The following is a 26,679-nucleotide window of genomic DNA, read 5'->3' on the forward strand; positions in this document are numbered from 1 at the left end:
AAAAAAATAATGTTACACACAAACTAATCCACAATAAAACTATTTTCATCATAATATTTGTGGATTAACACTAATAAAACCGTAAAAACACATTGTTTCAAGGTTTTTAAAGAATTTTCCCAGACTTTTCTCAGGAAACTACTCGAGCAAGAACACTAACACTATAAAACCATTGAAAAATCAACATTCCGCACAACCCACACACGCAACACGCCGACACCCCACCACTCTTCACTCTGCCTATTTCTTATCCCGCATTTGTTTACGTATTTGGCGATTTTGGGAACAAATGCGGGATAAAAGAAACAAAAAGCAGGAGCCGCGATAAATAATCGCAAACTCCTGCTTATCTAGCGTACCTTATTACAAAAGTCAGCCTTAGATTAACTTAAATCACATTAAATCACTTTAGCGTTAGGCAACACATTGCCGTCTTTATCAACGTTACAACTGTGCTCAACAGCAATAGTAATATTGTCTGAGTCAACAGAAAAGAATCCGTCAGTCACCTTAAAAACATGACGAACGCCATTCAAATCGTCAACCTTTACAAAACCGTGATCAATCAACGCAAGCACAGCCTCATGCCCAGGAAGAACACCCATTGCGCCATTCACAGAAGGAATAACCACAAACTTGGCATCGCCTTCCCAAACAGGATGCCTAGCTGCAACCACACTAACGTGCAGCGTTTTCACTTGCTTCTCTGCCATAATCACGCACCAAACTCTTGCTTCATATCGTGCCAACGACGCTCAAGATCGTCGATGCCACCAATGCCAGAGAACGCCTGCTCAGGAATCTCATCGTAAGTACCATTGCAAATTCGCGTAAACGCCTCAATGGTCTCATCAGCTGGAACATAAGAACCTGGACGACCAGTGAACTTTTCAGCCACATAGAAGTTCTGACCAAGGAACTGCTCAATCTTACGAGCACGGCTCACAGTGGTCTTATCTTCCTCACCAAGCTCATCAATACCAATCAAAGCGATGATGTCCTGAAGCTCCTTATTACGCTGCAAAATAGCCTTCACACGATTAGCGCAATCGTAATGAGCCTGACCAACATAACGCGGATCAAGAATTCGCGAAGTAGAAGTCAAAGGATCCACAGCTGGATAAATACCCTTAGCCGCAATATCACGCGAAAGCTCAGTAGTAGCATCCAAGTGAGTAAAGGTTGTTGCAGGAGCAGGATCAGTGTAATCATCTGCAGGCACGTAAATAGCCTGAAGCGACGTAATAGAATGACCGCGCGTAGAAGTAATGCGCTCCTGCAACGCACCCATTTCATCCGCCAAGTTTGGCTGATAACCAACTGCAGAAGGCATACGACCAAGCAACGTGGAAACCTCAGAACCTGCCTGAGTAAAGCGGAAGATGTTGTCGATAAACAGCAACACATCCTGATTCTGAACATCACGGAAATACTCAGCCATAGTCAAAGCAGTAAGAGGCACACGAAGACGAGTCCCAGGAGGCTCATCCATCTGACCAAAGACAAGCGCTGTTTTCTCCAAAACGCCAGCCTCAGCCATCTCGCCAATCAAATCGTTACCCTCACGAGTACGTTCGCCAACGCCAGCAAACACAGACACACCACCGTGATTCTGTGCAACGCGCTGAATCATCTCCTGAATCAACACAGTTTTACCAACGCCTGCACCACCGAACAGACCAATCTTTCCGCCCTGAACGTAAGGCGTAAGCAAATCGATAACCTTAATGCCTGTTTCAAACATTTGAGTCTTAGACTCAAGCTGATCGAAAGCAGGTGGGTTGCGGTGGATTGGCCAGCGCTCGGTCACCTCAATGTTTTCGCCTGGTTTAGCGTTTAAAATGTTACCAGTTACGTCAAAAACGTGACCTTTTGTAACATCTCCAACAGGCACAGAAATTGGGCCACCAGTATCTCGCACTAAAGCACCACGAACCAAACCGTCCGTAGGCTTAAGCGCCACTGCTCGCACAGTTGAATCACCAAGGTGCTGCTCAACTTCCAATGTAATCTCGTGGACGGTATCTCCTTCCGTGTTTCCAACGGTGTTGATATCAACCTTGAGAGCATTATAAATATCTGGAAGATAGCCGACTGGGAATTCAACGTCAATCACGGAACCCTGAACACGGGTTACACGACCAGCCGTTGGATCGGCTTCCTTTGCATCTTCTGGAGGTGCTGTGGTCTGATCTTCAGCCATATGCTCCTATTCCTCCTCATTATTCAGCGCGTCAGCGCTGCCGATAATCTCGGTAAGTTCTTGTGTGATGGAAGCCTGGCGAGAAGCATTAAGCTTTCTTGTCAAATCCTCCACCAAATTGCGGGCGTTATCTGTAGCCGTATGCATAGCATTCTGTCGACTAGCTGTTTCGGAAGCAGCAGAAGTAAGCAAACATTCGTGTATACGCGATTGAATATACTTTGGCAAAACCGAATCCAACACTTCGCTTGGACTTGGCTCAAAGCAATATTCCACAGCGTCCGGATTACTGCGGCTAACCGCTTCTTCTCGAGCCGAAACCGCACCCGTAGACGAAAGCGAAGCCGAAGGACCAGAAGCTGCCTCGTAATCTGGACGATGCATGGCAAACTCTTCGCCGTCCTTTAAAGGAACCAGCTCAACTGGAAGCATGCGCAGCGTACGAACCTTCTGCCTCACCATGTTTATAAACTCGGTGAATACAATGTAAAGCTCCGAAACTCCTCCATCTTCTTCTGGAGTCATATACGCATCCATTAAAGTATCGGAAATTCTCTCCGCAATAGTCACATCAGGATGATCAGTAGACCCTTCCCAAGTGCCTGCAACATCGCGATTACGATACTTGTAATAGGTTGCGCCACGGCGACCATACACGTACAGCTCAGCGTGCTTTCCTTCCGCATCCAACTTTGCGAGCAACGCCTCGGTTTCTCGAATAATCGATGATGTAAACGCGCCAGCCATGCCACGGTCGGAAGTCAACGCCAACACGGCTACGCGATTACCCGAACGCTCTTTACCAAAAATAGGATGCTTAATATTCGCTTCATGATGAGCTACCAACGCCTGCACGGCATCGAAAATTGCGTCGCTATAAGGCTTAGCATTTAGAGCGATATCACGCGCTTTTGCTATATGAGAAGACGCAATCATTTCCTGAGCCTTAAAGATTTTACCTAAAGACTGTGTGGAAATAATTCTCGATTTCAATGCAAGTTGGGAGGACATACGCTACTTCCCCTCAGATTCACGATTATCCGACTTCGGCTTTGCAACAAGCTGCTCTTTTTCAACTGGAGCAGGGTTTTCAGCTGGAGGCAGAGAATCCTTAACAATCAAAGGCTTACCTGCAGAAGTCTTAAACATCCTACGGAAGTCGTCAATTGCAGCATCAAGCTCCGATTCTGTTTCTTTAGTGAAATCTTCAGTATCGCGAATCACTTGCAAAATGTCGGTTCCCTTATCGAGATAATCCAATAATTCGCTTTCAAAACGCAAAACATCTTTTACAGGAATGTCATCTAACTTTCCGTGTGTACCAGCCCACACAGAAACAACCTCTTGCTCCATGGAACGAGGCGAGAACTGCTTCTGCTTAAGCAACTCGGTTAAACGAGCGCCACGAGTGAGCTGTGCTTTGGAAGCTGCATCCAAATCGGAAGCGAACATTGCAAAGGATTCCAAAGACTTGTAACGAGCCAGCGAAATCTTAAGCATGCCAGAGACCTTCTTCAAAGCCTTGGCCTGAGCTGCGCCACCAACACGAGACACGGAAATACCAACATCGACTGCTGGACGCTGACCTGCGTTGAACAAATCGGACTGCAAGAAGATCTGACCATCGGTAATAGAAATCACGTTGGTTGGAATGTATGCAGAAACGTCATTTGCCTTGGTCTCAATAATTGGCAAGCCAGTCATTGAGCCGCCGCCCATATCGTCGGAAAGCTTTGCGCATCTTTCTAGAAGACGAGAGTGAAGATAGAACACATCACCTGGATATGCTTCACGCCCAGGTGGGCGACGAAGAAGCAAAGAAATCGAACGATATGCTTCTGCTTGCTTAGACAAGTCGTCGAAAACAATCAAAACGTGCTTGCCGTTGTACATCCAATGCTGACCGATTGCAGAACCAGTATAAGGTGCAATGTACTTAAAGCCTGCAGAATCCGAAGCTGGGCTTGCAACGATTGTTGTGTACTTCATAGCACCTGCTTCTTCGAGGCTTTGACGTACAGATGCGATTGTTGAACCCTTTTGTCCGATTGCTACGTAAATGCAACGGACTTGCTTCTTTGGATCTCCACTTTCCCAGTTTGTGCGCTGGTTAATAATCGTATCGATTGCGATTGCTGTTTTACCAGTTTGACGGTCGCCAATAATCAACTGACGCTGACCACGGCCAATTGGCGTCATTGCGTCAATTGCCTTTAAACCAGTAGACAAAGGCTCGTCCACAGGGTGACGATGGATCACGTCTGGAGCCTGGGCTTCAAGAATACGACGCTCCTTGCACTCGATTGCACCTAGACCGTCGATTGGATTACCCAATGGGTCTACAGTACGACCAAGATAGGCGTCTCCCACTGGCACCGATAACACTTCGCCAGTGCGGTAAACTTCCTGCCCTTCTTCAATGCCCGTAAAATCGCCTAGAATAACCACGCCGATTTCGTGAGCATCAAGGTTAAACGCTAAGCCAAGGGTGTCGTTTTCGAAGGTGAGCAGCTCGTTTGCCATGCAGCCAGATAATCCAGCTACGTGCGCAATGCCGTCACCAGCCGTAACAACATAACCAACTTCTTGCGTTGGCATGTCTGCCGGCTTATACGAGTCAACGAACCCGTCAAGTGCCTTGCGTATAAGGGCGGGATCAATAGATAGTTCCGCCATAATTCTCCTTATTTAACTTATTTCACTGCCTGTGTCCAAGCACCATTTCGCGCAGAACGCTGCAACTGCTTAAGCTGCATCAACATTGTGCGGTCTGTTACTTGATCGCCAATACGTATTCGCATTCCACCAAGCACGTTTGGATCCACAATTGGGTTTATGTAGGCACGATGACCCAACTTGTTGCTGTAAATCTCAATCAAACGCTTAATTTGCTTATCCGTAAGAGGCTGAGCGGTTGTAACCGTAACCAAAGTTTCGCCTGCTTCGCGCTCAAAACCAGACCATGCGCCTCCAAAGCTGCCCGTTTTACCGCTTTCGGCGCCGCCATGCCAAGTACCTACAAGATAGTGCATAATGCGCAGTACAACAGGATGCGCCTTACCTCCAATAAGCTCGTCAATCAGTCGTGACTTATCTTCCGAAGACCTATTTGGATCGGTAATAGCGTCAGAAAGCTCTGGATACTTTTCCAATGTATCCATCATTGTCGAAAGCTCATCAGATATGCGCTGAGCTTCGTCATGAGCATCTGAAATGGCTTGCGCAAGCGAAGAGCGTGATAAGTTTTCGCTTACTCGCGATGCCTTTTCTGGCATCCTTACCTCCTCATTCATGCAAAACTTAAGTAGTAATTAAGCAATACTAAAAAATCGTTTTAGCTACTCTTTTAACTACTTGTTTTGACCCGAACTCTTAACGTCTCCCACTTCATCAATAACATGATCAATGATTTTGGAGCCTACGGTATCGTCATCTAGCTTAGACGCAAGAATCTTTCCAGCTAATGCTGCAGCGAGTACCGATACCTCTCCTTGGAGGCTAGTCATGGCGTGCTTATGCTGAGCCTCAATGGAATGCTGAGCTTCGCTAATGATTTTCGCAGCGTCCTTTTCGGCACGCTGTCTTGCTTCATCAACAATCTTGGAAGCTTGTGCACGAGCCTGTTCGCGAGTTTTTGCGGCATCTGCTTGAGCTTGTGCAAGTTCTTCTTCCATCTGGCTCTTTAACTCATCAGCTTCACGCTGCGCGTTTGCTGCTTTAGCCATTCCGCCTTCGATTTTTTCTGCACGCTCATCGAGAATTGCCTGGAATTTAGGCATAACGAACTTGTAGAAAAACACTGCAAGAATTACCAAAACAACTAACGACCACACTACGTCGTAAGGCTCAGGCAAGAACAATGCCAAACCATTACTCTCAGATGAATGTGCCATGGCTTGTCCTTTCTATTCTTTCAACACTTTTATATTTGTGCTGGAACGAGTTGTTTCGTTCGGTTCATTTTCCCATAATGTAGGCAACGAATCCGAGCAAGCCCAGAACCTCGATGAATGCCAAGCCAACGAACATGAACAGCTGAATACGGTTTCCGACTTCTGGCTGACGTGCAGTGGACTCCATAGCTTTAGCAACAACGATTGCCATGCCAAGTGCAGGAGAGATTGTTGCCACAGCAAAGCCAAGAATGCTCAGGTTACCGATCAGTCCTGCTAGAGCGATGATGTTATTCATTGGTTTCCTTTCTGTTAAAACAGTAACCAGTATAAACCCATAAGATGTGTAAAATCTGAGAGTTAAGCTAATGCACTATGCAACAGCAACAGCAGATTTTTCTTCTTCCTCTGGGTAACTTTCCGAAATGTAGACGGATGCAAGCACGGTAAAGATAAATGCCTGCAATCCTGCTACCATAATTTCGAATAGGGTAAACAGAATGCCACCAAGCAGCCATAATGCACCGCCGAAGGCAAGGAGTTTATTGCTGGAATCCACCACAAAGAAGTTGGTGAATACTAAGCAAGTGGCCACCAGCAAATGGCCAGCAATCATATTCGCAAACAAACGGATTGTAAGCGAAAGTGGTCGCACAATTATTAATTCTATGAGCTGCAATGGCGAAAGAATAAAGTAAATCGGCCATGGCACGCCCGCTGGGAATAATGCTTCACGGAAGAATCGCAAAAAACCTTTTTCGCGTATGCCAGCAATAAGATATTGGCATACAACCCATAAAGCAAATACAAGCGGACCAGTAATGGTTGCGGTTGCAGCCATATTCAATCCTGGAATCACAGAACAAAGATTAAAGAAGAAAATTGTTATGAACAATGTAGACATCATTGGCACGTAGCGCTTGCCACGTTCTTCGCCAATCATCTCGTACACAATGCTGTATCGTACAAAGTCCATTAGGATTTCTAGCACGCTTTGGAACCTACCTGGAACAACCTTTGCACGAGCAGCACCAATTCCAAAAACAATCATAACGATCACTGCCATAAGCACACGCACTAAAATAATGCGGTTCATTGCAAATGGTGTGCCTTGGAACAAAATCTCCGGAGGTAAAAACTCATCAATCTTAGGCAACTCTGGATTTTCTGAAGCTAGCAATACTGCCGAATTCACAGTGCCAGCTAAGACTCCGATAGCTCCACTCATCAGCTCCTCCTTATAAGGCGTCGTTTATATCGCTACTCACGTCTGGTTAATACCAATCCATCAAAAGCTAAGTTGTATAAACAGCAAATCCTGAAAATCTATTCGTTGGCGTGCGTACGAAACGAAAATACATCTCTAAAAAGCTGATTCTACTCTTGGTTCGTACATTTAAGTCATATCGTTGATTAATAACGAGTTTTGCACTTATAACAGAATTAGCAAGTCTATAGCCAATTGTTTATTGTACTCCACTTTTGTTTAGAATTAAACTACTTTTAGATTTATTTGTTGTATTTATTTTGCACAAAAATTACACAAATCTTCGGTTGCTGGCGACTAACAACACAAAAAAACAAATAGAAACACGCCGAGGACTTGACAAATCACAATTTGCACCTATCGTAGATAGAGCTGCTAAAAGTAGCCGACGCGGGGTGGAGCAGCTCGGTAGCTCGCTGGGCTCATAACCCAGAGGTCCATGGTTCAAATCCATGCCCCGCTACTAGAAAGCCAAGAATCGCATATTTCTCACGAATGCGAATCTTGGCTTTTCTTTTACTTTTTATCCATCAGGTGCAATCATCCATAATCAATAAAGGAGAACTGCTAAGCGACGACGCGCACGATTCAAACGCTCATCTCCAGCTGGAAGCATCGCAAAATACTCAAGCATACGTTCTTTAATAACATCTGCACTATCACGATGACCAGCAAGAAAATCAAGAAGCCTACTAAAAGCATCTTCAATATGACCATCAATCATATCTACATCTGCTACAGCAAGCTGAGCGGAAGCATCACCAGGATTATCGCCAGCAGCCTTACGAACTGCATCAACATTTGTATTTGCATTTCTGCCAAGAAGCAATGCTTTAGCGCGTTCGCGAGATGCCAAAGAATCATTCGGGTTAGCCTGCAATACTTTTTCATACTCACTTGCAGCTAAAGCATAATCGCCATTCATAGCCGCCTCATGAGCAATTTTATGTTCTGGCGGAACGTCAGAAGAGTCGCCAGCAACCGCAGAATCATCACCTACACCAACACCTGACGCATCCGTAGAATCACCTGCAGAATCAACTGAATCAACATAAGGAGCCATCCCAGCTACACCAGATTTTTCCGCAACTTTAACCAGCTGAGGCAGAATATCATTACAAATCTGCTGCAACTCATCTGCACTAGGCAATCCCTGACAAATAGGCATTGGTCTGCCTCCAACCAATCCATATACAGCTGGAAGCTGCTGTGCGCGTAAAGCTTGAGCAATTGATGGGCTTTCATCCGCATCAATACGAGCAAGCTGCATTCTGCCATCTAACGCAGTAATAGAATCCGCAAGTTTTTGTGCTAAATCGTAAGAAGTTTCATCGCTTTTTTGCCATACAAGCAAAATAATTGGAAAACTTACAGAGGTCTGAACCATCGCCTGAAAAGTTTGTTCATTAACATCAATCACATACCCACCAGCAGACGGCATCTTAGACTGAGGTTTTCCTGACTTTTCAGCCGCTTCTCGTTTTACAAGAGCTTCTGCTTTGCGCTTTACACCTTCCAAGTCCACTGCTCCAGCCAGAGAGAAGCCGCCTGGGTTCATACCCATTGATTGTGAATCAACCATAATTTCCTCTTTTGCTTATATTGCTTACAACTTTGCTTACATTTCTTATATTGCTTATACAACTGCTTACAGGGCTTCTACCTTTATAGGCTGACGCTCCGCTCCCACAGGAACAATCTGCGCATTAGAGCCAGCTGGTGGAACAACCATTGCTACAACATTTACGTAAGTTACACGCATTGTAGAAGTAGCCTTAGCATTTCCAAACAAAGCTTTCTCCTCGTCAGACGCTGGTCTTGATTCTCGACCTTCTCCAGCTCTTCTAGTCCACACGGAGTCAATACGCGCAACCACTAAATCACTACCATCGCTTGCGCGCATAACGCTAATCTGATTTGGAACTGAAGTAAAAACCTGTTCCTGAGAACCTTTGTTTCGCTCCATTCCTGCTTGAACAGTCTTAGATAATTCTGCTAATTTTGCGCGCAAATAATCACTAGCAAAACTCTTTGCAAATTTACTAGATTCTCCTTGCTGCAGAACATCAGCATAAGCCGCTGCTGCCGCATGAGGAGTCATAACAAGGCCAGAATCATTTGCTTTACCCATTGAAGCACCGATTGAAGAAACAGGGAATTTTGGCAGACGCACACCAGGGAACAGTCTTGCAACTGCCCACAATTTATAGTTTGAGCGTGCCCTATCCTGACGGATCACCAACAATCTCTTAGACTGCTGGTCTTTTGTTGTAGTAGTAATCGTCATCAAATCACGAGGCCAGTTTGCATTCGTAGGCACAATAGTCTGAGCAACTTCACGAGGAATTGTTGTTTTTGGATCCAATTTTCCTGTTTTAGCCGCAATCGCAAGCTCACTAGTTCGCACAAGCATTGCAGGACCACTCATATAGCAATCAAGATTACTAGAATTCTTCTCTTCATTCGCGCGCTCTAGAGACCTCAAAACTCTTAAACGTATATCTTTTTCTCTAATAGACGTTACGTTTGGAAGTTCCTTTGTGCTATGCCCCTCAGCGGCTTTAGGAACTTGACCATCGCAAGCGCTAAGAGCAAAACACATAATTAGCGTCATTATTGTAGCGAATGTAAATCTTACATAATATTTGATTTTATGCGCATAAAACATAGTCATACTTACTTTCCACACTCACTTTTGCTCATTTCCACGCGCATTATTTTTACGCTTACGATTCTGGTTATAGTTTGAATTCGTGTTGCCACCAGCGTTTCTGTTATTTGCATTATTTTCGCCGCTATTTCTATTACGATTATCTAATTCGTTAGATCGACGATTTTTGCCATATTTTTGCCCGCGCTGACTATGCTGATTATTCTGACTATTCTTACGCTGGTCGCGATGATTACTCAAATCACGATTATTCCCTTGATTTCGCGACTTGCTGCGATTATTTGACTTTTCATTGCTTGAGTCGCAAGCCTCCGCTGATTTACTACGATTATCCCTATATTTGCGATTTTCTACATCTCTACTACTAGAACGACCATCTTGATTGTCATGCGAATCACGATTTCTTCTACCATATCTACTATTGCGGTTGCCGCGATTGCTATGACTCGACTTTCTAGAATTATTATTGCTACTATTCCCTGAATATTCCTTTGAAGATTGCTTTTTATTAGAATCATCATTCAAAGAATCTTTGGAATCACGTATAGCATCTTCATCTTTAAAAGAATCATAGGAAGATTTATCAGAAGAAACATCAGAAACTTCTAAAACAGTAGACGAATCGCTATTATTCTTGGAAACATCCGAGAATGATTCACTAGCAAAACGAGCAAAATAAGACTGCAAATCTTCTTTAGAAATCACAGCAGTTTCATCCAAAGATGGAGTTGGAGAAGAATTTAAACCAGACTTTACGTTTACAGACAAATCCACGGTTGCTTGCGACTTTGCAACACGAGTTTTTGAATGAGAACCATGACGAGCATGAGAAGCTGAAGAACCTTTATGCCTTGACTTCTTATCTTTAGCAAAACTGCCAAAAATACTAGCCATTGTGCCAGCAAAAGCATCTGAGAATTTAACTTCTTCGTCTCTGGATACACTTTCTACAGTAATAAGACCACTTCTACTAGCCACCAAACGCTTATTACGCCTGCGATGTGGAGCCATAGCGAACACAGAAGCAGAAAGGACACAAAGCAGAGCAAACAGTGCTCCAACAAAATACAAAGGAGTTGCAAAATCTGGAAGATTGTGTCTACGCCAACGAAACTCTACGAATGCTTCAGGAGAATTTTTACCTAAGTCAATAATCAGCACGCGTCGAGAAATCCTTGCACGCAATGCGGATGAAACTTTTTGATGATTCGACTGGCTATTTTCTTGATTTGCTTGATTTACAGCATTGCCACTGCTCAAATCTCCAGGAACAATGTTCTCAGATTGTTCAAAATCTTCCGCATTAACAAACAATTTAGCCAAACCCATTTGGCAAGTAGCATTAGTCCACAAATCTGAATCTTTAAAATCTACATCTTTAGAAGCCTTAGAATCAGAGTTATTCGCGGAATCTACAGAATTTTTGTTATTCACATCTGACTTTGCAGAATCATCCGCCTTCATAGGGACAGTAGAAAGATTCTCCCAATCTTGCAAACCAGTTATTCTCTGTACAGAGTAGCCACGAGTCCACCCACGAACATCTTTAGCCAAACCAACTGCTACACAAATCGGCTTACGAGTATTAAGAGCCGCAACACTAATTTTTACGCGGTAATCCACAAGATTTAAAACACCTGGATCCGTAACAATGTATCTTGAACCATACACGTTTGTATGAGCCGAAACAATAGAGTTTGGCTTCCAAACTGTGGCATTAAGAACACCAAGAACAATACTAAGCACAGCAAGCAACCCAAAAATAGGTGCCACGATTCCTCGCATAAACTTAGCTCGTTTTGTAGGTCGTTGCATCAAACCTCTTTCTGCATCCTAATCAGCAATAAATCATGCATTATGCTTGTAATCAGAGCATGAATTCTTTTTGATATTCGCCTTAATAATCGTCATATCGTATTTGCTCCTATCTATTCTACAATCTTTCATAATCTTTTATAATTAATCGATTGTTATATTTATTAATCTTTTACAATTCTTCGTAATATTTAATATATTTGCTACTGAATAATTAAAATCAGACTCAAGCGATAGTCTTAAACCTATGAGAAAAACCAGATTATACACAATCAAATCTTTTGCAATACGCGCAATTAGCACAATTAGCGCTGCAGCCTTGTGTTTTACAATGGCATCTTGCAGCGGGAATAGCACGAATGATAACGGAATGGCAGACCCAGCCGCGAATGCTGCTGGAATGCAAGTTTTAGGCGGCGTCAAGGCTAGTGGAACTTTAGGCAAACAACCAAAGGTCGATATAACTACTCCTATAGACGTAAAGCCAAATTCTTACGCCATTTTGCAAAACGGAAACGGTGCTAAAATCCAAGAAAATAGTCGCGTATGCGCTAATGGCATTGTGTACAATGCTAAAAACGGCAAAGAGCTTATGAACACATGGAAACAAGGCAAACCAGATTGCTCAATCGTTGTTAAAAAAGGCGTTACGAGTAAACCTTATTATGCACTGTTTAAGGGAAGAAAAATTAATTCCACGATTGCATTTGGTGTGCCTGCAAATCCGCAAACCAAGCAAGATGCGTACGTAATGGTGTTAACTCTTGTTTCTTCAATGAAATCTCTTGAACGCGCAACAGGCAATAAAGTTAAGGATATCCCTGAAAATCTGCCGAAAGTAACTCTGAGTAAATCTGGAGAACCATCGTTAGATAAGAATAACTACGTGCCAGATGGAAAGTTGGTTTCTCAAACTTTGATTGAAGGAACTGGTAAAGAGGTGACCAAAGAAAGCACTGTAACCGCTCATTACACTGGCTGGACTATCGATAAAGACGGCAAATTGCATCAATTTGATTCGTCATGGAAGCGCGGCACGCCTGCAGACTTCTCTCTTGCAGGTCAAGTGATTCCAGGATGGACTAAAGGCTTAGCTGGGAAGAAAGTCGGATCTCAAGTTCTTTTGGTAATTCCTCCAGAAGATGGCTATGGCAAAGAAGATAAGAAGGATGCACAAGGAAATGTAACAATTCCTGCAAATTCAACGCTTTACTTTGTTGTAGATATTCTCTATGCTTCCTGATCTATTAATCTCTTAATGATTAATTCTCTTAATGATTAATTACCAATCGAATCATGCCGCGCTTGAATAAATCTTGCGCGGCATTTTTATACGTAAATTTACGTAAATTTCGTAATAAATTACAGATAAAGCAAAAAATCGTTAAGCTAAAACAGGCGAAGATCGTTAGACTCAACACCGCGCATTTCATCGTAATCGAGGATTAAGCAAGTAAAGCCACGATCCTCAGCCAAAACTCGCGCTTGCGGGCTAATAGTCTGCGCAGCAAAAATACCTCGAACTGGTTTAAGCAACGGGTCTCGATTCAACAACTCACAGTAACGAGTAAGCTGCTCAACACCATCAATACCTCCGTGTCGCTTAATCTCAATAGCAACATGAACACCGTTTGAATCCTGCGCCATAATATCCACGGGGCCAATAGCAGTAGGATATTCTCGGCGAACCAATGTAGCACCATCGCCAATACGCTCAATTTGCTCAGCTAAGTAGCGCTGCAAATGGTCTTCTACACCATCTTTAACAAGACCTGGGTCTGTGCCTAAATCATACGAAGAATCGCTATAAACGTGTTGCAGAACAATGCGAAGCAGGTCATTGCCCTTTTTTGCAACAATTTTTAAAACAGTTCCATCGCCAAAAACGCGCGAAAAGTCGAAAGCCTCCGTGCTACAAGCGCCGACAGCACCATCTGAAGAAACAGAACTCGAATCGTCGTCTTCACAAGAACAATCGTTATCTTTAGAAACATTTCCATCAATAACGCGCATAGTACAAGGAGCAACCATCCAATTAAGTGGCTTATAGGACCCTAACTCTGAAAAAATCAGTACACTACCATCAGCCTTAATAAGCAACACGCGCTTAGCCACTGGAAGACTTGCATTAAGCCTACCCGTATATTCTGCACTACAATCCGCAACAATAATTCGCACACAAAAAGCGTAGCATAAATCGCGTAACTACTTGCACAAAAACTATCTGCCCAAAGCCGCCGCCAAATCGCGATTCTGCCAGCGCTGGTGTAGCGCGCAATAGCCTCCAAAAAGCAAGAGCCAAATAATGCCGCCAATTGCCGATCCGCGAGTGTCTTCGCTAATAAACAGCGTTATGTACACAAACACAAAGAATGCAATAGTAAGAGAATTAAGCAGCTTATAATGCGGCATAACAAAACCATCTGGCATAAAATCAGCAGAAGCGCGGTACTTTCTGTGCGTAACCATAATCAAAATGTAAATCATGATTATTACTGCCGAAGACGCAGAAGCAAACACAATAAACGCGCCATGCACTCCAGGAATTGAGTTAATAATCGGAGAGAACAGGATTAGCGCAGCAGAAAAAATGATTGCTCGTGCAGGAACTTTAGTGCGCGAAACTTTGCGCAAATGTGAAAGAACAGGAGAATTAGATTCTAGCGCAATTTGATACATATGCCTTCCTGCAGAATAAAGCAGCGAATTAAGCGCAGAAGATGCGGCTGTTATTACCACAAAGAACACAAGCGCCGAAGCCCAATGAAGCCCCGCATATTGGAAAACCATTATAAACGGAGACATATAAACGCCTTTAGAATTGGTAGCTTTAAATTGTTGCCAAGGAACAATTAGCATGATTGAAGCAAGCGCTCCAACGTAGAAAATCAAGATTCGCATAATAATCTCGTTGATTGCCTTTGGCAAAACTTGGCGAGGATTCTTAGTTTCCGAAACCGTAACGCCTACAAACTCAATAAGCTGGTATGCGTAGAACACCATTTGGAAACTCATCAAAAATGCCAACCATCCATTTGGCATAAGCGAGAAGTTGTTGAAAATATTGTCAAAGCCTGCGTGGCCTGCAGGATTTGCAACGCCGCTAATCTGTGTTGCAGGGTAATGGTAGCCAATAATAACCATAACTGCAGCAGTTGCAATAAGAGCCACAATCAACGTGATTTTAATCATTGAGAACCAAAACTCTGTTTCGCCAAATAGCTTAACAGCAACCAGATTTATGCACACTAAAGCAGCCAAAAACGCTATTTCTATAAGCCATTTCCAGCTGCTAACGTCTATGCCAAAAGTTTGGAAAAATGTAACACAATACGTACTTACAGCCGTAATCTCACTCATGCCAATAAGCACAAGCACTATCCAATACGACCATCCTGCAAAATCGCCCCAGCCTTTGCCCAAGTATTTAGTAATAAAACTAATAAAAGTGTGCTGATTTGGATCCTTGTACATAAGTTCGCCAATGCCGCGCATAAGCAAAAACATGATTAAACCAACAATTATGTACACAAGCATAATGCTTGGACCCGTAAGACTAATGGATTTGCCAGAACCTAAGAATAGTCCCGTGCCGATTGTTCCGCCTATAGCAATGAATTGCACGTGTCTTTTTGTAAGGCTGCGCTCCATCTTGTTAGTGTGACCATTGTTAGTTTGGTCAATATCACTCATTGCTATAACTCCATTCTTTTAGGCGTGAGCTTTCAATTTTATAAGAACCCGTAAATATTTGAATTTCATTATTCAACTTTATTCAACACTTTTAAGCGAACTAACAGGGTCAATGCGGTCCAACGCGGGATTAGTTGACCATTGAACAATTAAAGCAAAGATCAGCGTTGCAAAGCCAGCAATAACATAGCTTAATGGAGACACTTCAACCTCAAAATACAGAGAAGGCATGCGCAAAGCATTTGTTAACAAGCCTGCAACCAATCTTCCAAGAGGCAAACCAACAAGAATACCAATTACAGTAAGAGTAAGCATCTCCTTATGCACGTAAGCATGAACTTCTCTACGATAAAAGCCAAGAACCTTTAAAGTTGCCATCTCTCGCGCACGTTCCGAAATATTAGTGCTTGCCAATGTAAACAGCACAGCTAACGCCAAACCTGCTGCAAGAGTTACTATAAGCGCAACCACAGCATTCATTAAATCAAAGCTAAACGAATGTTTCATGCGCGTAATGTTCATAACAGCTAACACGCCATCCCTATCTGCCACATGGTCTGCGTAACGCATTCTTGCATCATCGTCTCCACGAAGACGCATAATTAGCGCATTATTCTTAACATTTTTCCCATTTTTAAAACCGAATATTCTTTCATAGCAGCGAGAAGTCATATAAATATTTGAACCAATAAGATTACGCACGACTGCACGCAACTTCACTTTTGCGCGCTTAAAACTGGAGTTTGTTATTGTAATATAGTTTCCGCTCGCAATTCCCAACGACGATGCTGCACTCTGTGAAAGAAGCGGACCATCATCATTAAGTGAAATATTTTGCAAATTATTGTTAACATCTTGTAGACGAACCATATTAGACAAAGCTGCGGCATCTTTAACAACTACGATTTGTACGCTTTCAGAATCTCCAACGATTTTATTATGCGAATTGTTATTGGAATTGCTATTAGATTTACCATTATCTGCATCGCTTTTTGCGATTTCTCCAGAGCTAATGTAGGCAGGCAAAATGGTATCAACAAGATTGCTGGATTTATCTTTTTGCACACTTTTCTTCATATTTTGAAATGCATCTGGAGTGGAAATAGAAATCATATCGTAGCGGTAAATGCCGTCATATTGGCGGATTCCAAGAGTGGCTACAGTATCGTTTAATGCTAAAGCACACACGATTAATGCCGTGCAACCAGCTACACCGCCAATCGTCATAAATAGTCTGCCTTTAAAACGAGCCAGATTCCTTATAGATACTTTGTTGAGGAAACTTAGACGATTCCAGATAAAAGGTAAATGTTCAAGAAGCACGCGAGCGCCAGCTTTTGGAGATTTTGGACGCAATAATGCCGATGGTACTTGCCTTGTCTCCCTCCAGCTTACGATTATTGTGCATATTGCAACTGGTATTACAAACGCGAGTACACAAATCGAACCATAAAGCCAATCGTATCGTAAAACAACTCCTGGAACTGTGTACAATCCGCGCAAAATCTTAAGTAGTAAAGATGGAATTGCTAAGAATCCTAGAATATCGCCAATTCCGCCGCCTACTAGACAGGCAAAAATCGCAAAGAAAGCGTGCCTTGTTATTGCTGCGCAACGTCCATAACCTAAGCTTAAGTATGTTCCAATTAGTCCTCGTTCTTCTTCTACCATTCTTGCCATGGCTGTTAGGCTCATCATCATTGCCACCACAAGAAAAAGCACTGGGAAAGCGTATCCAAGAGATTGAATCGAGGCAACATCAGAACGCAAGCGAGTATAGCTCCCGTTTGATATGCGAGCAAAAATATGCCATCTTGCTTGAGGAACATGCTTTTGCACTTCTGGCTTAATTTTTGCGTAAATTTGCGCGCGAGCCTTAGCTAAAACCGAGTCGGGAGCGTTTTTAAGCATTGGCATATTGGCTATAGTTTGATCTACTTGTTGATTAGTCTGGTCTTTTACAACCTGATTTGTGCGCGCCTCTTGGCAATCGCTTTGCACACTGTCTTTAATCTGGTTTGAAGCATTTGCCACAATTGCGCGATACTTTTGCGAAAAATCGTTAACGCGTCGAGCCTCATTTAGGCGCACATATATAGCTGTGTATGGAAGATTATTTGTGCTTTCAGTAATCGCAGAGGTAAAAATAGGGTAGCGTGATATTACGGAATTGCGGAAAGCTTTTGATTGATACCCGTTTGGATTATCCAAATCGTTTACGTCTAACACGCTTCCTGTAATTAGAAGCTTATATTTTTGATTTTGAATCGGTTGATTAGACGAATTAGGCTGATTAGCGACTTGTTGCATACTCAAAAACAGTGTGCTACCAATGCGCAATCCGCTATCGTGCAAAAATCGTTCAGTTACCACAGCTTGACGATTGTTTGTTGGCATATTGCCACGCATCAAATGCAGACGATTCAGTTTTTTAACATTGTGATTATATTGCACAACGTTCATTGCATAAGACAAATTGGCATTATTCGAAGGATGAGCAGTAGCTTTAAACGACTTTCCCGCCTCTGCTTCACTAACAAATGGCAATTTTTTGATTGCTTTAACATCTTTGTCAGTCAAACCAAGCGTAGAAACAATTTGTAGGTCGTAAGCTTTGAGCTTAGAGTAAGTGTCATTTGCTCCAAGAAGCATATCGTTGCATCCTGCATAAATGCCAGTCATAACAGCAACGCCAAGCATTGCTATAACTGCTAGTATGCAAAAACGACGCCATTCGTGAACCCACATTCTAATAGCACTAATAAAAACCATTGGAAAAATAGAACGTGAGCGCTTATTACTAATCGCATATTTACGCTTGATTTTCTTAGATTTTACAGTTTCGCTACTCACTACAAACCACCACTCTACAAATCACCATTCAATATCTGCAATTGACGTAGGATTTTCTTGTACTGTTTCGCTTACGACTTTTCCAGAATGGAATCTCACAACTTTATGAGCCATAGGAGCAATAGCAGCATTATGAGTAATAATAAGAACCGTCATTCCTTCTTTTTGGCAAATATCTTGCAATAATTGCAAAACAGCTTTTCCAGTTTCATAATCTAGCGCACCCGTAGGCTCATCGCATAAAAGCAACTTAGGCTTTTTAGCAAGTGCGCGCGCAATAGAAACTCGCTGCTGTTCGCCTCCAGAAAGTTGTGCTGGGAAATTATTAAGTCTTTTTTCCAACCCTACGTCAATAAGTGTTTGAGCTGGATCAAAATGATCTGAGCAAATTTGTGAAGCAAGCTCCACGTTTTCTAACGCCGTCAAGTTTGGAACAAGATTATAGAATTGAAAAACAAAACCAATATCTTCTCTTCGATACTTTACAAGCCCACGACCATTTAGCTTTGTAATATTTAAATCACCAACAGTTACGCTACCGCTTGTTGCCGTATCCATACCGCCTAAAATATTCAATGCTGTAGTTTTACCTGCGCCCGAAGCCCCTAGTATTACGGTGAGCTTACCGCGCTCGGCTGTAAAACTAGCATCATCTAGAGCGCGCACAACACTTGATCCAGATGGATACTCTTTTACAACATGATCAAAAGTTATGTATGCCACAATACACCTTGCTTACTTACTACCTAATGACGCTTTTTCTATCAACTTCTTAATTTATTAGATTAATATTTAATACTCTTCATTGGAATAGAGATACACCACGACGTGCTGTACAATATGCGTTGCCAAGCCAAGTATGCCTTGAATTTGGCCATACAGCTCCAAGACGAGGAGCACCTTGACTCATCCAAATACTCGGCACTCTTCCATCGGAACTTTTAGACCCAAGAAGATTAAAACCATTTTTTATTTCAAGCCAGTCTGGATGCTGAGTAACAACCGCCAATCCTTCTTCTAAAGTCAAAGGAAGACGCTCGTCTGAATCTATAAGTTTTCTGGCAACATCTGGCTCACGATTCAAATACGATGTACCTGTATGAGGGTCTAATGCCAAGTAAAACGGACCTTCTGGAGGCTCAAAACCATCTTGTGGCAGGAAACTAGCTATATCTCTAGGCGGCATTGTTGTAAAACCAGCCATACGATCAATACTCGTCCTAGAAATTAAGGATTCTGGCGAAACTAGCTCACGAGTAGGCACAAGAAGAATATTAGTACCCAAATCGCTTTGATCAAGAGCGCGAATAAGCGGCAAAGCTAAAGCACGAAACGATGCAGCACTCATATCTGCAACATCTGGGTAGCCAAGAGCAACAATACGATCAAGCTGCTTTTGTATTTCTTGCGAAGCTATAGACATAATTACATTTTACGTAAAATTTTTTATAATAGCGAATTCGCGCAGGTCTAATCAATCCACAAAGTGTCGTTTTTTAGCTACGATTTCCGCCAATTGCACAGCATTAAGAGCAGCACCCTTACGAAGATTGTCATTTGTAATAAACATTGCCAATCCACGCTTTCCATCAACCGCTTGATCTTGGCGAATACGCCCAACATAGCTCGCGGATTTTCCTGCAGCAAGCTGAGGAGTAGGAATATCATCTAGCGCAACGCCAGCGGCCGATTTTAGCACTTCGCGAGCCATATCTGGAGTTACATCGCACTCAAATTCGGCATTAATGCTCATTCCGTGACCTGTAAAAACGCCTACGCGCACGCATGTGCAGCTTGCTGCAAGCTTTGGCAGATGCAGAATCTTACGACTTTCATTGCGGAGCTTTTGCTCCTCGTCGGTTTCTTGCGAACCATCCTCAACAATCGCACCAATGAATGGCACAACGTTAAATGCGATTGTGCGCGCAACTTTTGTTGGTTGCGGAAAATCAATAGCATCCCCATCAAACACAAGCTTATCCGCGCCCTGATCTAAGGCAGCTTGCGCTTCGTTCATAAGCTGCAACGCTCCAGCTCTGCCAGCTCCAGAAACCGCTTGATAAGAAGATACAATAAGTCGCTTTAAGCCAAAAGCATCGGAAAGCGGCTTTAAAACAGGCATGCACGCCATCGTTGTGCAATTAGGGTTGGCAACAATCCCACGCGGAATATCATTTAAATCTTCTGGATTTACTTCTGCAACTACAAGAGGCACATCGTTATGCATACGCCATTGAGAAGAATTATCTATTACTATTGCACCCGCATCTGCAAATCGCGGTGCCCACACTTTGGATGTTCCGCCGCCTGCGGAGAAAATCGCAATGTCAATTCCACTTAAATCTGCTTTTTCTACATCTTCTACAACAACATCTTTGCTGCGATATTTCAAAACAGTTCCAGCGGAGTGTGCGGAAGCCAAAAATCGCAAGTTTTTAATTGGAAAATCGCGCTCGTCTAATACGCGGCGCATAACCATTCCAACTTGGCCAGTGGCGCCTAAAACCGCAAGGTTTACGCCTTTGTTGCTTATAATTGCCATTTTGTCTCCCTTATTTTGCGTGTTTTTGCGATTTTCTTTGATTTTTGCGATTATTTAAGCGTGATTTTTGCGCGCGATTAGCGTCCGCTTCCTCCATAAACAACGGCTTCGACTTTGCTTGCGTCTAATCCGTAGGCTGTGTGAAGCGCACGAACCGCTTCGTCAAGCTGTTTTACTGGAACAATCGCTGCAATACGAATTTCTGATGTAGAAATCATAAGAATATTAATACCGTGATCGCTTAGCGCTGTAAAGAAGGTTGCTGCGAGACCAGAATAGGTTTTCATTCCAACGCCAACAACTGCGACTTTGCCAACAGAAGGGTCCACGTCCATAGACGTAAATTGCAATTCGCCGCGCGCGCCCTGCAAAACCTTGCAAACGGCGTCTAGGGACGAGCTTGGAGCCGTAAGCGATATGTCAGCCGTTTCGGTGGATGCGCTTGCCTGAGCAATCATGTCTATGTTAACGTCTGCAGCAGCAAGAGTTGTAAACACTTTTGCAGCGTTTCCAGGCTTATCGGGAACGCCTCGAAGAGTAATCATAGATTCGCTTCTATCGTGTGCAACGCCAGAAATCACAGGGGTCTCTGGGCCTAAGTCTGGGAATAAATCGCCCATTGTTGAGCGAATGTCTACATTTGTTATTTTATTTGCCATTTTTGCCGCCTTATGTCTATTGCCTATGCGTTCTGTCTGTTGTTATGCTTGTGTCTTCTTTAATAAATAATTAGTTTAAATTCGGCAAGCTCTTTGGATTTACTCCACTCGGCACAATTAATGTTCCGTTTCTGTGCGAAAACGAGCTGCGAACATGAAGAGGCATACTGAATCTTTGTGCGTATTCAACGCATCTCAAAGCTAACACTCGAGATCCGCAAGATGACATCTCAAGCATTGAATCATAATCGATAACAGGAATTCGCTTTGCGGTTGGAACAATTCGAGGATCTGCCGTAAATACGCCATCAACATCTGTGTAAATCTCGCAAACATCTGCTCCAAGAGCAACAGCAAGCGCCACTGCCGAAGTGTCTGATCCGCCTCTACCAAGCGTTGTGTCGTCACCAATCTCGCTGATTCCTTGGAATCCTGCAACAATAGCAACACTGCCTTTTTTAAGCGCATGCTGAACACGATCTGGCTTAACAGCGCGAATATGAGCTGCTCCAAATTGCGCGTCTGTCATAAATCCAGCTTGAGAACCAGTAAAAGAGTATGCGTGCGAGCCTTGAGCATGAATAGCCATTGCTAGAAGACTCATGGAAATACGCTCTCCTGCAGTCATAAGCATATCCATCTCTCTAGCAGGAGGATGCGCATTTACACTCATTGCTTGGTCAATCAAGTCGTCTGTGGTATCTCCCATAGCGGAAACGACAACAGCAACATCGTTACCAGCAGCTTTTGTATCAAGAATCCTTTTGGCTACACGCTGAATTGCGTCCGTATCTTCTACGGACGATCCACCGTATTTCTGCACTATAAGAGCCACTGTAACCCCTTATGTTCAGCCGTCACTATTATCTAAAGCACGCTAATGCAATAAGAATTAATCCAAATAAGACTAATCTAAAATTAGACTATCAACTGTGCTCTATTTATTTTTAGTTTTAGAGATATTATGAGTGGCGTATATACAACAAGCGGTTTCTTGCGACTTATCAAACGCGTTTGCTTATGAATTCACAAATCTTCTATACTTCTTGTCTTCCTGCAAATGCGCGACCAAGAGTTATCTCGTCTGCATACTCTAAGTCTCCACCAACTGGCAATCCGCTTGCAAGTCGCGTAATACTTATGTCAAGCGGCTCAAGCAAACGTGCTAAATAAGTTACTGTAGCTTCTCCTTCAATATTTGGGTCAAGCGCTAAAATGACTTCTTTTACTTGCGCGTCTTTTAAACGCTCAAGTAGTTGCGTTATTTTTAAGTCTGCAGGTCCAATGTTTGCCATTGGATTAATGGCACCGCCCAAAACGTGGTAAACGCCAGCGTATTCGTGAGTTCTCTCAATGCTCATAATGTCTTTGGGCTCTTCTACAACGCATATTTTTGTGTGATCTCTTCGCGGATCTTGGCAAATAACACAAGGGCTTTGCTCGCAAACATTTCCGCAAATTTCACAAAATCGCACATTCTCGCACAAGTCACTGATTGCGTCAATTAAATCCTGCGTTTGTACATCAGATGATGAAAGTATATAGAATGCAATTCGCTGCGCGCCTTTTGGTCCTATTCCTGGAAGCTTAGAGAACGCATCAATAACTCTGCCTATTGCACCGTCATACGATGACACGTTATGCACTTTTACTTACTCCTCTTGCTTTCGCTTATGCAATCCTGCATTTTTAGGATTTTTTGGATCACTTGCAGCGAATTCTTTTACAGATTTCACCTCAAACATCTTCTCTAAATCATCTATGCTCAAATTGGTTGCCGACTCTAACGATTCGTCCTGCATTGAACATTCGTCTTCTTGCGCGCCGTTTACACCATCAGAGATTCGTGCTTTTGACTCATTATCTGCCTGTGATTCTGAATTTGCGCGCTGAGGATTTTGCTGGCTTATCTTCGACTTTTGCCCCCATTGCTGCGCGTTAGATGCAGCGTTATCTGCGTTTTCTGAATCGTTTACTACTTCAGCATTAAAATCTGCATTCTGCAATGCAGCAATCGCATCTCCCATTGGAGCAGATCCCATACCTGCCCATGCGTCATCTTTCTCAATATCTAAATCTAAAGCACTTTCTGAAATTGCAGAACCAGATAAGTCGCTAACCTCCGCACCAGCACTTGAATCGTCACTAGAGCCAGCATCATCGCTACTGGAATTCGAATTATTTGAATTTGAATCAGAACTTTTCTCGATTATTTTTCCGAATCCTTTTACGATTCCAGCTTTTCGCATAAGCAAGTCTCGCTTAACTTGTGCTAGTCGTTGCGGAGTCATTCTTGCAACAGACTCCACTTTTTCGCCGTTTGCAGCTACTAAATCTGGCGCTATTGCAACGTTTTTTCCAAATGCGTCTTTTACTTTGTTCATAACCACAACTGGCACTTTTTTACCATCGTAAGGTTCTGTTGTGCAAATAGCGAGCGCAAAAGCATGTTGGCTTATAGGCTGGTCAAAAGTTAATACAAGCCTTCTTTTTGCCGCATTTCCATCGTCTAATCTAACTTTTGGAACGCGATCTCTCTCTACGTATTCACGAACATCGTCTGGCAGATTTTTAACCAGATTATCCCAAGTTTCGTCCACGTCAAGCTCTTGTGTTGTCTGTTTTTCAACAGTTGCAGTTGACCAATTCGCTTGCGTGTTATTGTTGATTTCAGATTTATCATCAAGAATTACCGAAGGATTTTCAGCAATTTTTACTGGATTTACTGGATTAACAGGATTAACTGAATTTACAGCAGAATTTGAACCAATAAAATGCCTTGCAGAAGATGCAGGATGCGAGGAGGACTTTGCAAGAGATTGATTAGTGGCTTTAGAAAATGGTTCCTGCGCAGTAGTACTAGATTGCATATCAGCAAGAAGTCTAGCCATAAGAATCTCAAGATTCATTCTAGGAGAAACCGCATTTGCCATTCCCGCAAAAGCATTATTGACGATTTCTGCCATTTTGGACAAGCTTCTCAAAGTTAGCTGACTTGATTGTCGTTGCAAATCTTGCATGTCTTCTGGCGATAAATCGCCTAACAAGTTTTTAGCACAATTTGGACCAGCAGAAACCAAAAGCAACAAATCACGCAACCGTCCGAGAAGATCTTCCACAAACTTACGAGTGTCAAATCCTCCGACTACCACTTTTTGTACAACTTCATATAATTTTGCACCGTCTTTTTCAATAAGGGCATCAATAACATCTGCAATAAGATTAGAAGGCGTAAAACCAAGCAAAGCAACTGCTGAATCTAACGAGATAACACCATCATCTGAGCCAATCATAAGCTGATCTAAAACAGATAATGTGTCTCGCATGGATCCGCCGCCAGCGCGCATAGCAAGCCGCAAAACGCCCTTTTGCGCTTGAATACCTTCCTTTTTGCAAATGTCTTGCAAATACGGTCCCATTACTTCTGGAGGAACAAGTCTAAACGGATAATGGTGGGTTCTAGAACGTATAGTTCCAATCACCTTATCTGGTTCAGTAGTGGCAAAAATAAACATAACATGCTCAGGTGGCTCTTCCACAATCTTCAGCAAAGCATTGAATCCTTGCGGAGTTACCATGTGCGCTTCATCAAGAATAAAAATCTTATATCGATCGCGCGCTGGAGCGAAACCTGCACGTTCGCGTAATTCTCTAGCATCGTCAACACCATTGTGGCTTGCAGCATCTATTTCTACAACGTCTATTGAACCTGATCCGCCTGTTGCAAGATCTTTACAGCTTTGGCATTTTCCGCATGGTTTAGAAGTAGGACCCTCTTTGCAGTTAATACAACGAGCAAGAATACGCGCAGAGCTTGTTTTTCCACAACCGCGTGGACCCGAAAATAGGTAGGCGTGCGTTATTTTGCCTTGATCTAGCGCTCTCATAAGAGGAACGGTAACTTGATTCTGTCCTATCACTCCTTCAAACGTGTCTGGACGATACCTTCGATACAATGCAAGTGCCATAACTATAACCTACCGTCACCTGAATATTAGCTCAACTCTACTTGAGCAAAGTTTCTGTTCTATTCTAAACATTTAGACATTAACATGCTAATCGCCTATTAACATGCTACATTATGACCAATCGCATGAATACTTGATATTTTCCACACACTTATTAGTCGCAATCTATTAAACCAGCTCTAGCCATTACATTTATCTTATTAACCATAGGAAGTCGTAAAGGCACACTTAGACTGATTAATACATCATCATCTTTTTCAACACAAGATTCTATTTTCCCATTATTTGCCTTTGCTGTGCGCTCTGCAACTTGACATGCATCATCTTGCATATTTCTCATAGCAACTGCACCTGATATAGCCGATGCATTTGCAAGAGCGTAAGCTCGGTGTTTTTGCACCAAAATTGACCCTAAAGTCGCACAAACAACAAGCATAGAGCAGATTGCTATTACCAATCCTATGCCTAGCATAGTTCCAGAACCACAATCTGCTCTACGCAAATGTTTAAAACTGTAATATTGCGTATTCAAAATGCTTAATCGTTTACATATTTTTTGACTCATATTAAAACCTGGCTAATGCGAGCTTCCACAGACAATGGCAATACTTTTAAAGGGTCTGGCACAACTGGGCAGCTTACAACAATATCTGCCATATTCCCAACATATTTGACTTTTACAGAACTATTAACTCCAGATACTTTAGATACTATATTTTGCGCATCTTTAGAATTGTGGTGCGAAGCAACATAGTATGCTACTTGACCTGCTGCATCATGGCAATTCATTGTATTTACTACTGATTTACCAACAAAAAATAACGTTAAAGCAAGTACCACAACTGCAGGAAGAATAATAGCAAATTCTGCGGTAACAGCCCCAGAATCTTTTGAATTATTTATACAATTATTCTTAGTCGTTCTCTTATCTAAAATGTTCAAAAATACATGATTCTCCATTTTGTCTCGTTTCTTTTCGCATTAGTTAAAATCCCACAACAAATCACATAAACATCACGGTCAAAAAAACTTTATAAATATTTCATATCACGTTTTTCAAAGTATGTTTTAAGTTTCACGCAATGTTTCACAGTTTTACAAATGACTATTTACTT

Annotated in this window: 24 protein-coding genes and 1 tRNA gene; 2 read left to right on the forward strand and 23 right to left on the reverse strand. The window is 42.6% G+C overall.

What is annotated here, in order from left to right; genetic code table 11:
- Positions 1-398: 398 nt before the first annotated feature.
- From HXT53_RS06375 to atpB, 8 genes are all read right to left on the reverse strand, one after another.
- On the reverse strand, positions 399-713 hold the full coding sequence (locus HXT53_RS06375) for a F0F1 ATP synthase subunit epsilon (protein ID WP_004114210.1): 315 nt from the start codon (positions 711-713) through the stop codon (positions 399-401).
- Between the two features lie 2 nt (positions 714-715).
- Positions 716-2,203 carry a F0F1 ATP synthase subunit beta gene (gene atpD / locus HXT53_RS06380; RefSeq protein WP_004116286.1) on the reverse strand — a complete coding sequence of 496 codons (1,488 nt, stop codon included), beginning with the start codon at positions 2,201-2,203 and terminating at the stop codon, positions 716-718.
- 6 nt (positions 2,204-2,209) lie between these two features.
- Entirely contained in the window at positions 2,210-3,214 is a 1,005-nt protein-coding gene (locus HXT53_RS06385; RefSeq protein WP_004116288.1) for a F0F1 ATP synthase subunit gamma, read from the reverse strand.
- A gap of 3 nt (positions 3,215-3,217) precedes the next feature.
- Positions 3,218-4,879 carry a F0F1 ATP synthase subunit alpha gene (gene atpA / locus HXT53_RS06390; RefSeq protein WP_415698128.1) on the reverse strand — a complete coding sequence of 554 codons (1,662 nt, stop codon included), beginning with the start codon at positions 4,877-4,879 and terminating at the stop codon, positions 3,218-3,220.
- Positions 4,880-4,896: 17 nt separating this feature from the next.
- Positions 4,897-5,478, reverse strand: coding sequence for a F0F1 ATP synthase subunit delta (locus HXT53_RS06395; RefSeq protein WP_004114200.1), 582 nt, complete (start codon positions 5,476-5,478; stop codon positions 4,897-4,899).
- Positions 5,479-5,553: 75 nt separating this feature from the next.
- Positions 5,554-6,096, reverse strand: coding sequence for a F0F1 ATP synthase subunit B (locus HXT53_RS06400; RefSeq protein ID WP_004114198.1), 543 nt, complete (start codon positions 6,094-6,096; stop codon positions 5,554-5,556).
- A gap of 64 nt (positions 6,097-6,160) precedes the next feature.
- Positions 6,161-6,394 (reverse strand): ATP synthase F0 subunit C, encoded by a 234-nt coding sequence (gene atpE / locus HXT53_RS06405; RefSeq protein WP_004114197.1) that lies wholly within the window; start codon positions 6,392-6,394, stop codon positions 6,161-6,163.
- Positions 6,395-6,469: 75 nt separating this feature from the next.
- Complete coding sequence (gene atpB, locus HXT53_RS06410) at positions 6,470-7,324, reverse strand: F0F1 ATP synthase subunit A (protein WP_421780231.1); 855 nt, start codon at positions 7,322-7,324, stop codon at positions 6,470-6,472.
- Between the two features lie 428 nt (positions 7,325-7,752).
- Here atpB and HXT53_RS06415 point away from each other — a divergent pair.
- Positions 7,753-7,826: transfer RNA gene (locus HXT53_RS06415), tRNA-Met, on the forward strand.
- A gap of 87 nt (positions 7,827-7,913) precedes the next feature.
- Here the strand turns inward: HXT53_RS06415 and HXT53_RS06420 are convergent.
- The 3 genes from HXT53_RS06420 to HXT53_RS06430 all read right to left on the reverse strand — a co-directional run bounded on the left by HXT53_RS06420 (position 7,914) and on the right by HXT53_RS06430 (position 11,849).
- A complete protein-coding gene (locus tag HXT53_RS06420) occupies positions 7,914-8,945 on the reverse strand; it encodes a co-chaperone YbbN (protein ID WP_004116301.1) in 1,032 nt (343 codons plus the stop codon).
- Positions 8,946-9,011: 66 nt separating this feature from the next.
- Positions 9,012-10,037, reverse strand: a complete 1,026-nt coding sequence (locus tag HXT53_RS06425) for a hypothetical protein (RefSeq protein ID WP_013399332.1) — start codon at positions 10,035-10,037, stop codon at positions 9,012-9,014.
- A 15-nt stretch (positions 10,038-10,052) separates the two neighbouring features.
- On the reverse strand, positions 10,053-11,849 hold the full coding sequence (locus HXT53_RS06430; protein ID WP_421780234.1) for a hypothetical protein: 1,797 nt from the start codon (positions 11,847-11,849) through the stop codon (positions 10,053-10,055).
- Between the two features lie 247 nt (positions 11,850-12,096).
- Between HXT53_RS06430 and HXT53_RS06435 the strand changes: the two genes are divergently transcribed.
- Complete coding sequence (locus tag HXT53_RS06435; RefSeq protein ID WP_004114189.1) at positions 12,097-13,092, forward strand: FKBP-type peptidyl-prolyl cis-trans isomerase; 996 nt, start codon at positions 12,097-12,099, stop codon at positions 13,090-13,092.
- A 146-nt stretch (positions 13,093-13,238) separates the two neighbouring features.
- On the opposite strand, the gene nucS is transcribed toward HXT53_RS06435, so the two are convergent.
- The 12 genes from nucS to HXT53_RS06495 form a co-directional block, all read right to left on the reverse strand.
- Positions 13,239-14,027 (reverse strand): endonuclease NucS, encoded by a 789-nt coding sequence (gene nucS / locus HXT53_RS06440; RefSeq protein ID WP_102720851.1) that lies wholly within the window; start codon positions 14,025-14,027, stop codon positions 13,239-13,241.
- 42 nt (positions 14,028-14,069) lie between these two features.
- On the reverse strand, positions 14,070-15,542 hold the full coding sequence (locus tag HXT53_RS06445) for an amino acid permease (RefSeq protein ID WP_421780237.1): 1,473 nt from the start codon (positions 15,540-15,542) through the stop codon (positions 14,070-14,072).
- 78 nt (positions 15,543-15,620) lie between these two features.
- Positions 15,621-18,395 (reverse strand): ABC transporter permease, encoded by a 2,775-nt coding sequence (locus tag HXT53_RS06450; RefSeq protein ID WP_048730752.1) that lies wholly within the window; start codon positions 18,393-18,395, stop codon positions 15,621-15,623.
- 21 nt (positions 18,396-18,416) lie between these two features.
- A complete protein-coding gene (locus HXT53_RS06455; RefSeq protein ID WP_101886636.1) occupies positions 18,417-19,118 on the reverse strand; it encodes an ABC transporter ATP-binding protein in 702 nt (233 codons plus the stop codon).
- 79 nt (positions 19,119-19,197) lie between these two features.
- Positions 19,198-19,818, reverse strand: coding sequence for a DUF5701 family protein (locus tag HXT53_RS06460; RefSeq protein WP_004114180.1), 621 nt, complete (start codon positions 19,816-19,818; stop codon positions 19,198-19,200).
- A 51-nt stretch (positions 19,819-19,869) separates the two neighbouring features.
- Entirely contained in the window at positions 19,870-20,937 is a 1,068-nt protein-coding gene (locus HXT53_RS06465; protein WP_004114178.1) for an aspartate-semialdehyde dehydrogenase, read from the reverse strand.
- A gap of 77 nt (positions 20,938-21,014) precedes the next feature.
- Positions 21,015-21,596: an ACT domain-containing protein gene (locus HXT53_RS06470; RefSeq protein WP_004114175.1), complete on the reverse strand. Its 582-nt coding sequence runs from the start codon at positions 21,594-21,596 to the stop codon at positions 21,015-21,017.
- A gap of 70 nt (positions 21,597-21,666) precedes the next feature.
- Positions 21,667-22,431 carry an aspartate kinase gene (locus HXT53_RS06475; protein ID WP_004114173.1) on the reverse strand — a complete coding sequence of 255 codons (765 nt, stop codon included), beginning with the start codon at positions 22,429-22,431 and terminating at the stop codon, positions 21,667-21,669.
- A gap of 202 nt (positions 22,432-22,633) precedes the next feature.
- Positions 22,634-23,242 carry a recombination mediator RecR gene (recR, locus tag HXT53_RS06480; protein WP_004573657.1) on the reverse strand — a complete coding sequence of 203 codons (609 nt, stop codon included), beginning with the start codon at positions 23,240-23,242 and terminating at the stop codon, positions 22,634-22,636.
- A 6-nt stretch (positions 23,243-23,248) separates the two neighbouring features.
- Positions 23,249-25,564 carry a DNA polymerase III subunit gamma/tau gene (gene dnaX / locus HXT53_RS06485; RefSeq protein ID WP_421780241.1) on the reverse strand — a complete coding sequence of 772 codons (2,316 nt, stop codon included), beginning with the start codon at positions 25,562-25,564 and terminating at the stop codon, positions 23,249-23,251.
- A 154-nt stretch (positions 25,565-25,718) separates the two neighbouring features.
- A complete protein-coding gene (locus HXT53_RS06490; RefSeq protein WP_014554843.1) occupies positions 25,719-26,129 on the reverse strand; it encodes an Rv3654c family TadE-like protein in 411 nt (136 codons plus the stop codon).
- A complete protein-coding gene (locus HXT53_RS06495; RefSeq protein WP_014554844.1) occupies positions 26,126-26,524 on the reverse strand; it encodes a TadE/TadG family type IV pilus assembly protein in 399 nt (132 codons plus the stop codon). The genes HXT53_RS06490 and HXT53_RS06495 overlap by 4 nt, the downstream gene beginning before the upstream one ends.
- Positions 26,525-26,679 lie beyond the last annotated feature (155 nt).

The sequence above is a fragment of the Gardnerella sp. KA00390 genome, assembly GCF_049244075.1.
Classification (GTDB): Bacteria; Actinomycetota; Actinomycetes; order Actinomycetales; family Bifidobacteriaceae; genus Bifidobacterium; species Bifidobacterium vaginale.

What these genes read in the sequence shown, in the direction of transcription:
- atpE (WP_004114197.1), bottom strand. Translation starts at nt 6,394, where the DNA reads ATGAATAACATCATCGCTCTAGCAGGACTGATCGGTAACCTGAGCATT.
- HXT53_RS06420 (WP_004116301.1), bottom strand. Translation starts at nt 8,945, where the DNA reads ATGGTTGATTCACAATCAATGGGTATGAACCCAGGCGGCTTCTCTCTG.
- HXT53_RS06430 (WP_421780234.1), bottom strand. Translation starts at nt 11,849, where the DNA reads ATGCAACGACCTACAAAACGAGCTAAGTTTATGCGAGGAATCGTGGCA.
- dnaX (WP_421780241.1), bottom strand. Translation starts at nt 25,564, where the DNA reads ATGGCACTTGCATTGTATCGAAGGTATCGTCCAGACACGTTTGAAGGA.
- HXT53_RS06490 (WP_014554843.1), bottom strand. Translation starts at nt 26,129, where the DNA reads ATGAGTCAAAAAATATGTAAACGATTAAGCATTTTGAATACGCAATAT.
- HXT53_RS06495 (WP_014554844.1), bottom strand. Translation starts at nt 26,524, where the DNA reads ATGGAGAATCATGTATTTTTGAACATTTTAGATAAGAGAACGACTAAG.
- atpA (WP_415698128.1), bottom strand. Translation starts at nt 4,879, where the DNA reads ATGGCGGAACTATCTATTGATCCCGCCCTTATACGCAAGGCACTTGAC.
- HXT53_RS06375 (WP_004114210.1), bottom strand. Translation starts at nt 713, where the DNA reads ATGGCAGAGAAGCAAGTGAAAACGCTGCACGTTAGTGTGGTTGCAGCT.
- HXT53_RS06385 (WP_004116288.1), bottom strand. Translation starts at nt 3,214, where the DNA reads ATGTCCTCCCAACTTGCATTGAAATCGAGAATTATTTCCACACAGTCT.
- atpD (WP_004116286.1), bottom strand. Translation starts at nt 2,203, where the DNA reads ATGGCTGAAGATCAGACCACAGCACCTCCAGAAGATGCAAAGGAAGCC.
- HXT53_RS06425 (WP_013399332.1), bottom strand. Translation starts at nt 10,037, where the DNA reads ATGACTATGTTTTATGCGCATAAAATCAAATATTATGTAAGATTTACA.
- HXT53_RS06470 (WP_004114175.1), bottom strand. Translation starts at nt 21,596, where the DNA reads ATGGCAAATAAAATAACAAATGTAGACATTCGCTCAACAATGGGCGAT.
- HXT53_RS06435 (WP_004114189.1), top strand. Translation starts at nt 12,097, where the DNA reads ATGAGAAAAACCAGATTATACACAATCAAATCTTTTGCAATACGCGCA.
- HXT53_RS06460 (WP_004114180.1), bottom strand. Translation starts at nt 19,818, where the DNA reads ATGTCTATAGCTTCGCAAGAAATACAAAAGCAGCTTGATCGTATTGTT.
- HXT53_RS06445 (WP_421780237.1), bottom strand. Translation starts at nt 15,542, where the DNA reads ATGAGTGATATTGACCAAACTAACAATGGTCACACTAACAAGATGGAG.
- HXT53_RS06465 (WP_004114178.1), bottom strand. Translation starts at nt 20,937, where the DNA reads ATGGCAATTATAAGCAACAAAGGCGTAAACCTTGCGGTTTTAGGCGCC.
- HXT53_RS06400 (WP_004114198.1), bottom strand. Translation starts at nt 6,096, where the DNA reads ATGGCACATTCATCTGAGAGTAATGGTTTGGCATTGTTCTTGCCTGAG.
- atpB (WP_421780231.1), bottom strand. Translation starts at nt 7,324, where the DNA reads ATGAGTGGAGCTATCGGAGTCTTAGCTGGCACTGTGAATTCGGCAGTA.
- HXT53_RS06395 (WP_004114200.1), bottom strand. Translation starts at nt 5,478, where the DNA reads ATGCCAGAAAAGGCATCGCGAGTAAGCGAAAACTTATCACGCTCTTCG.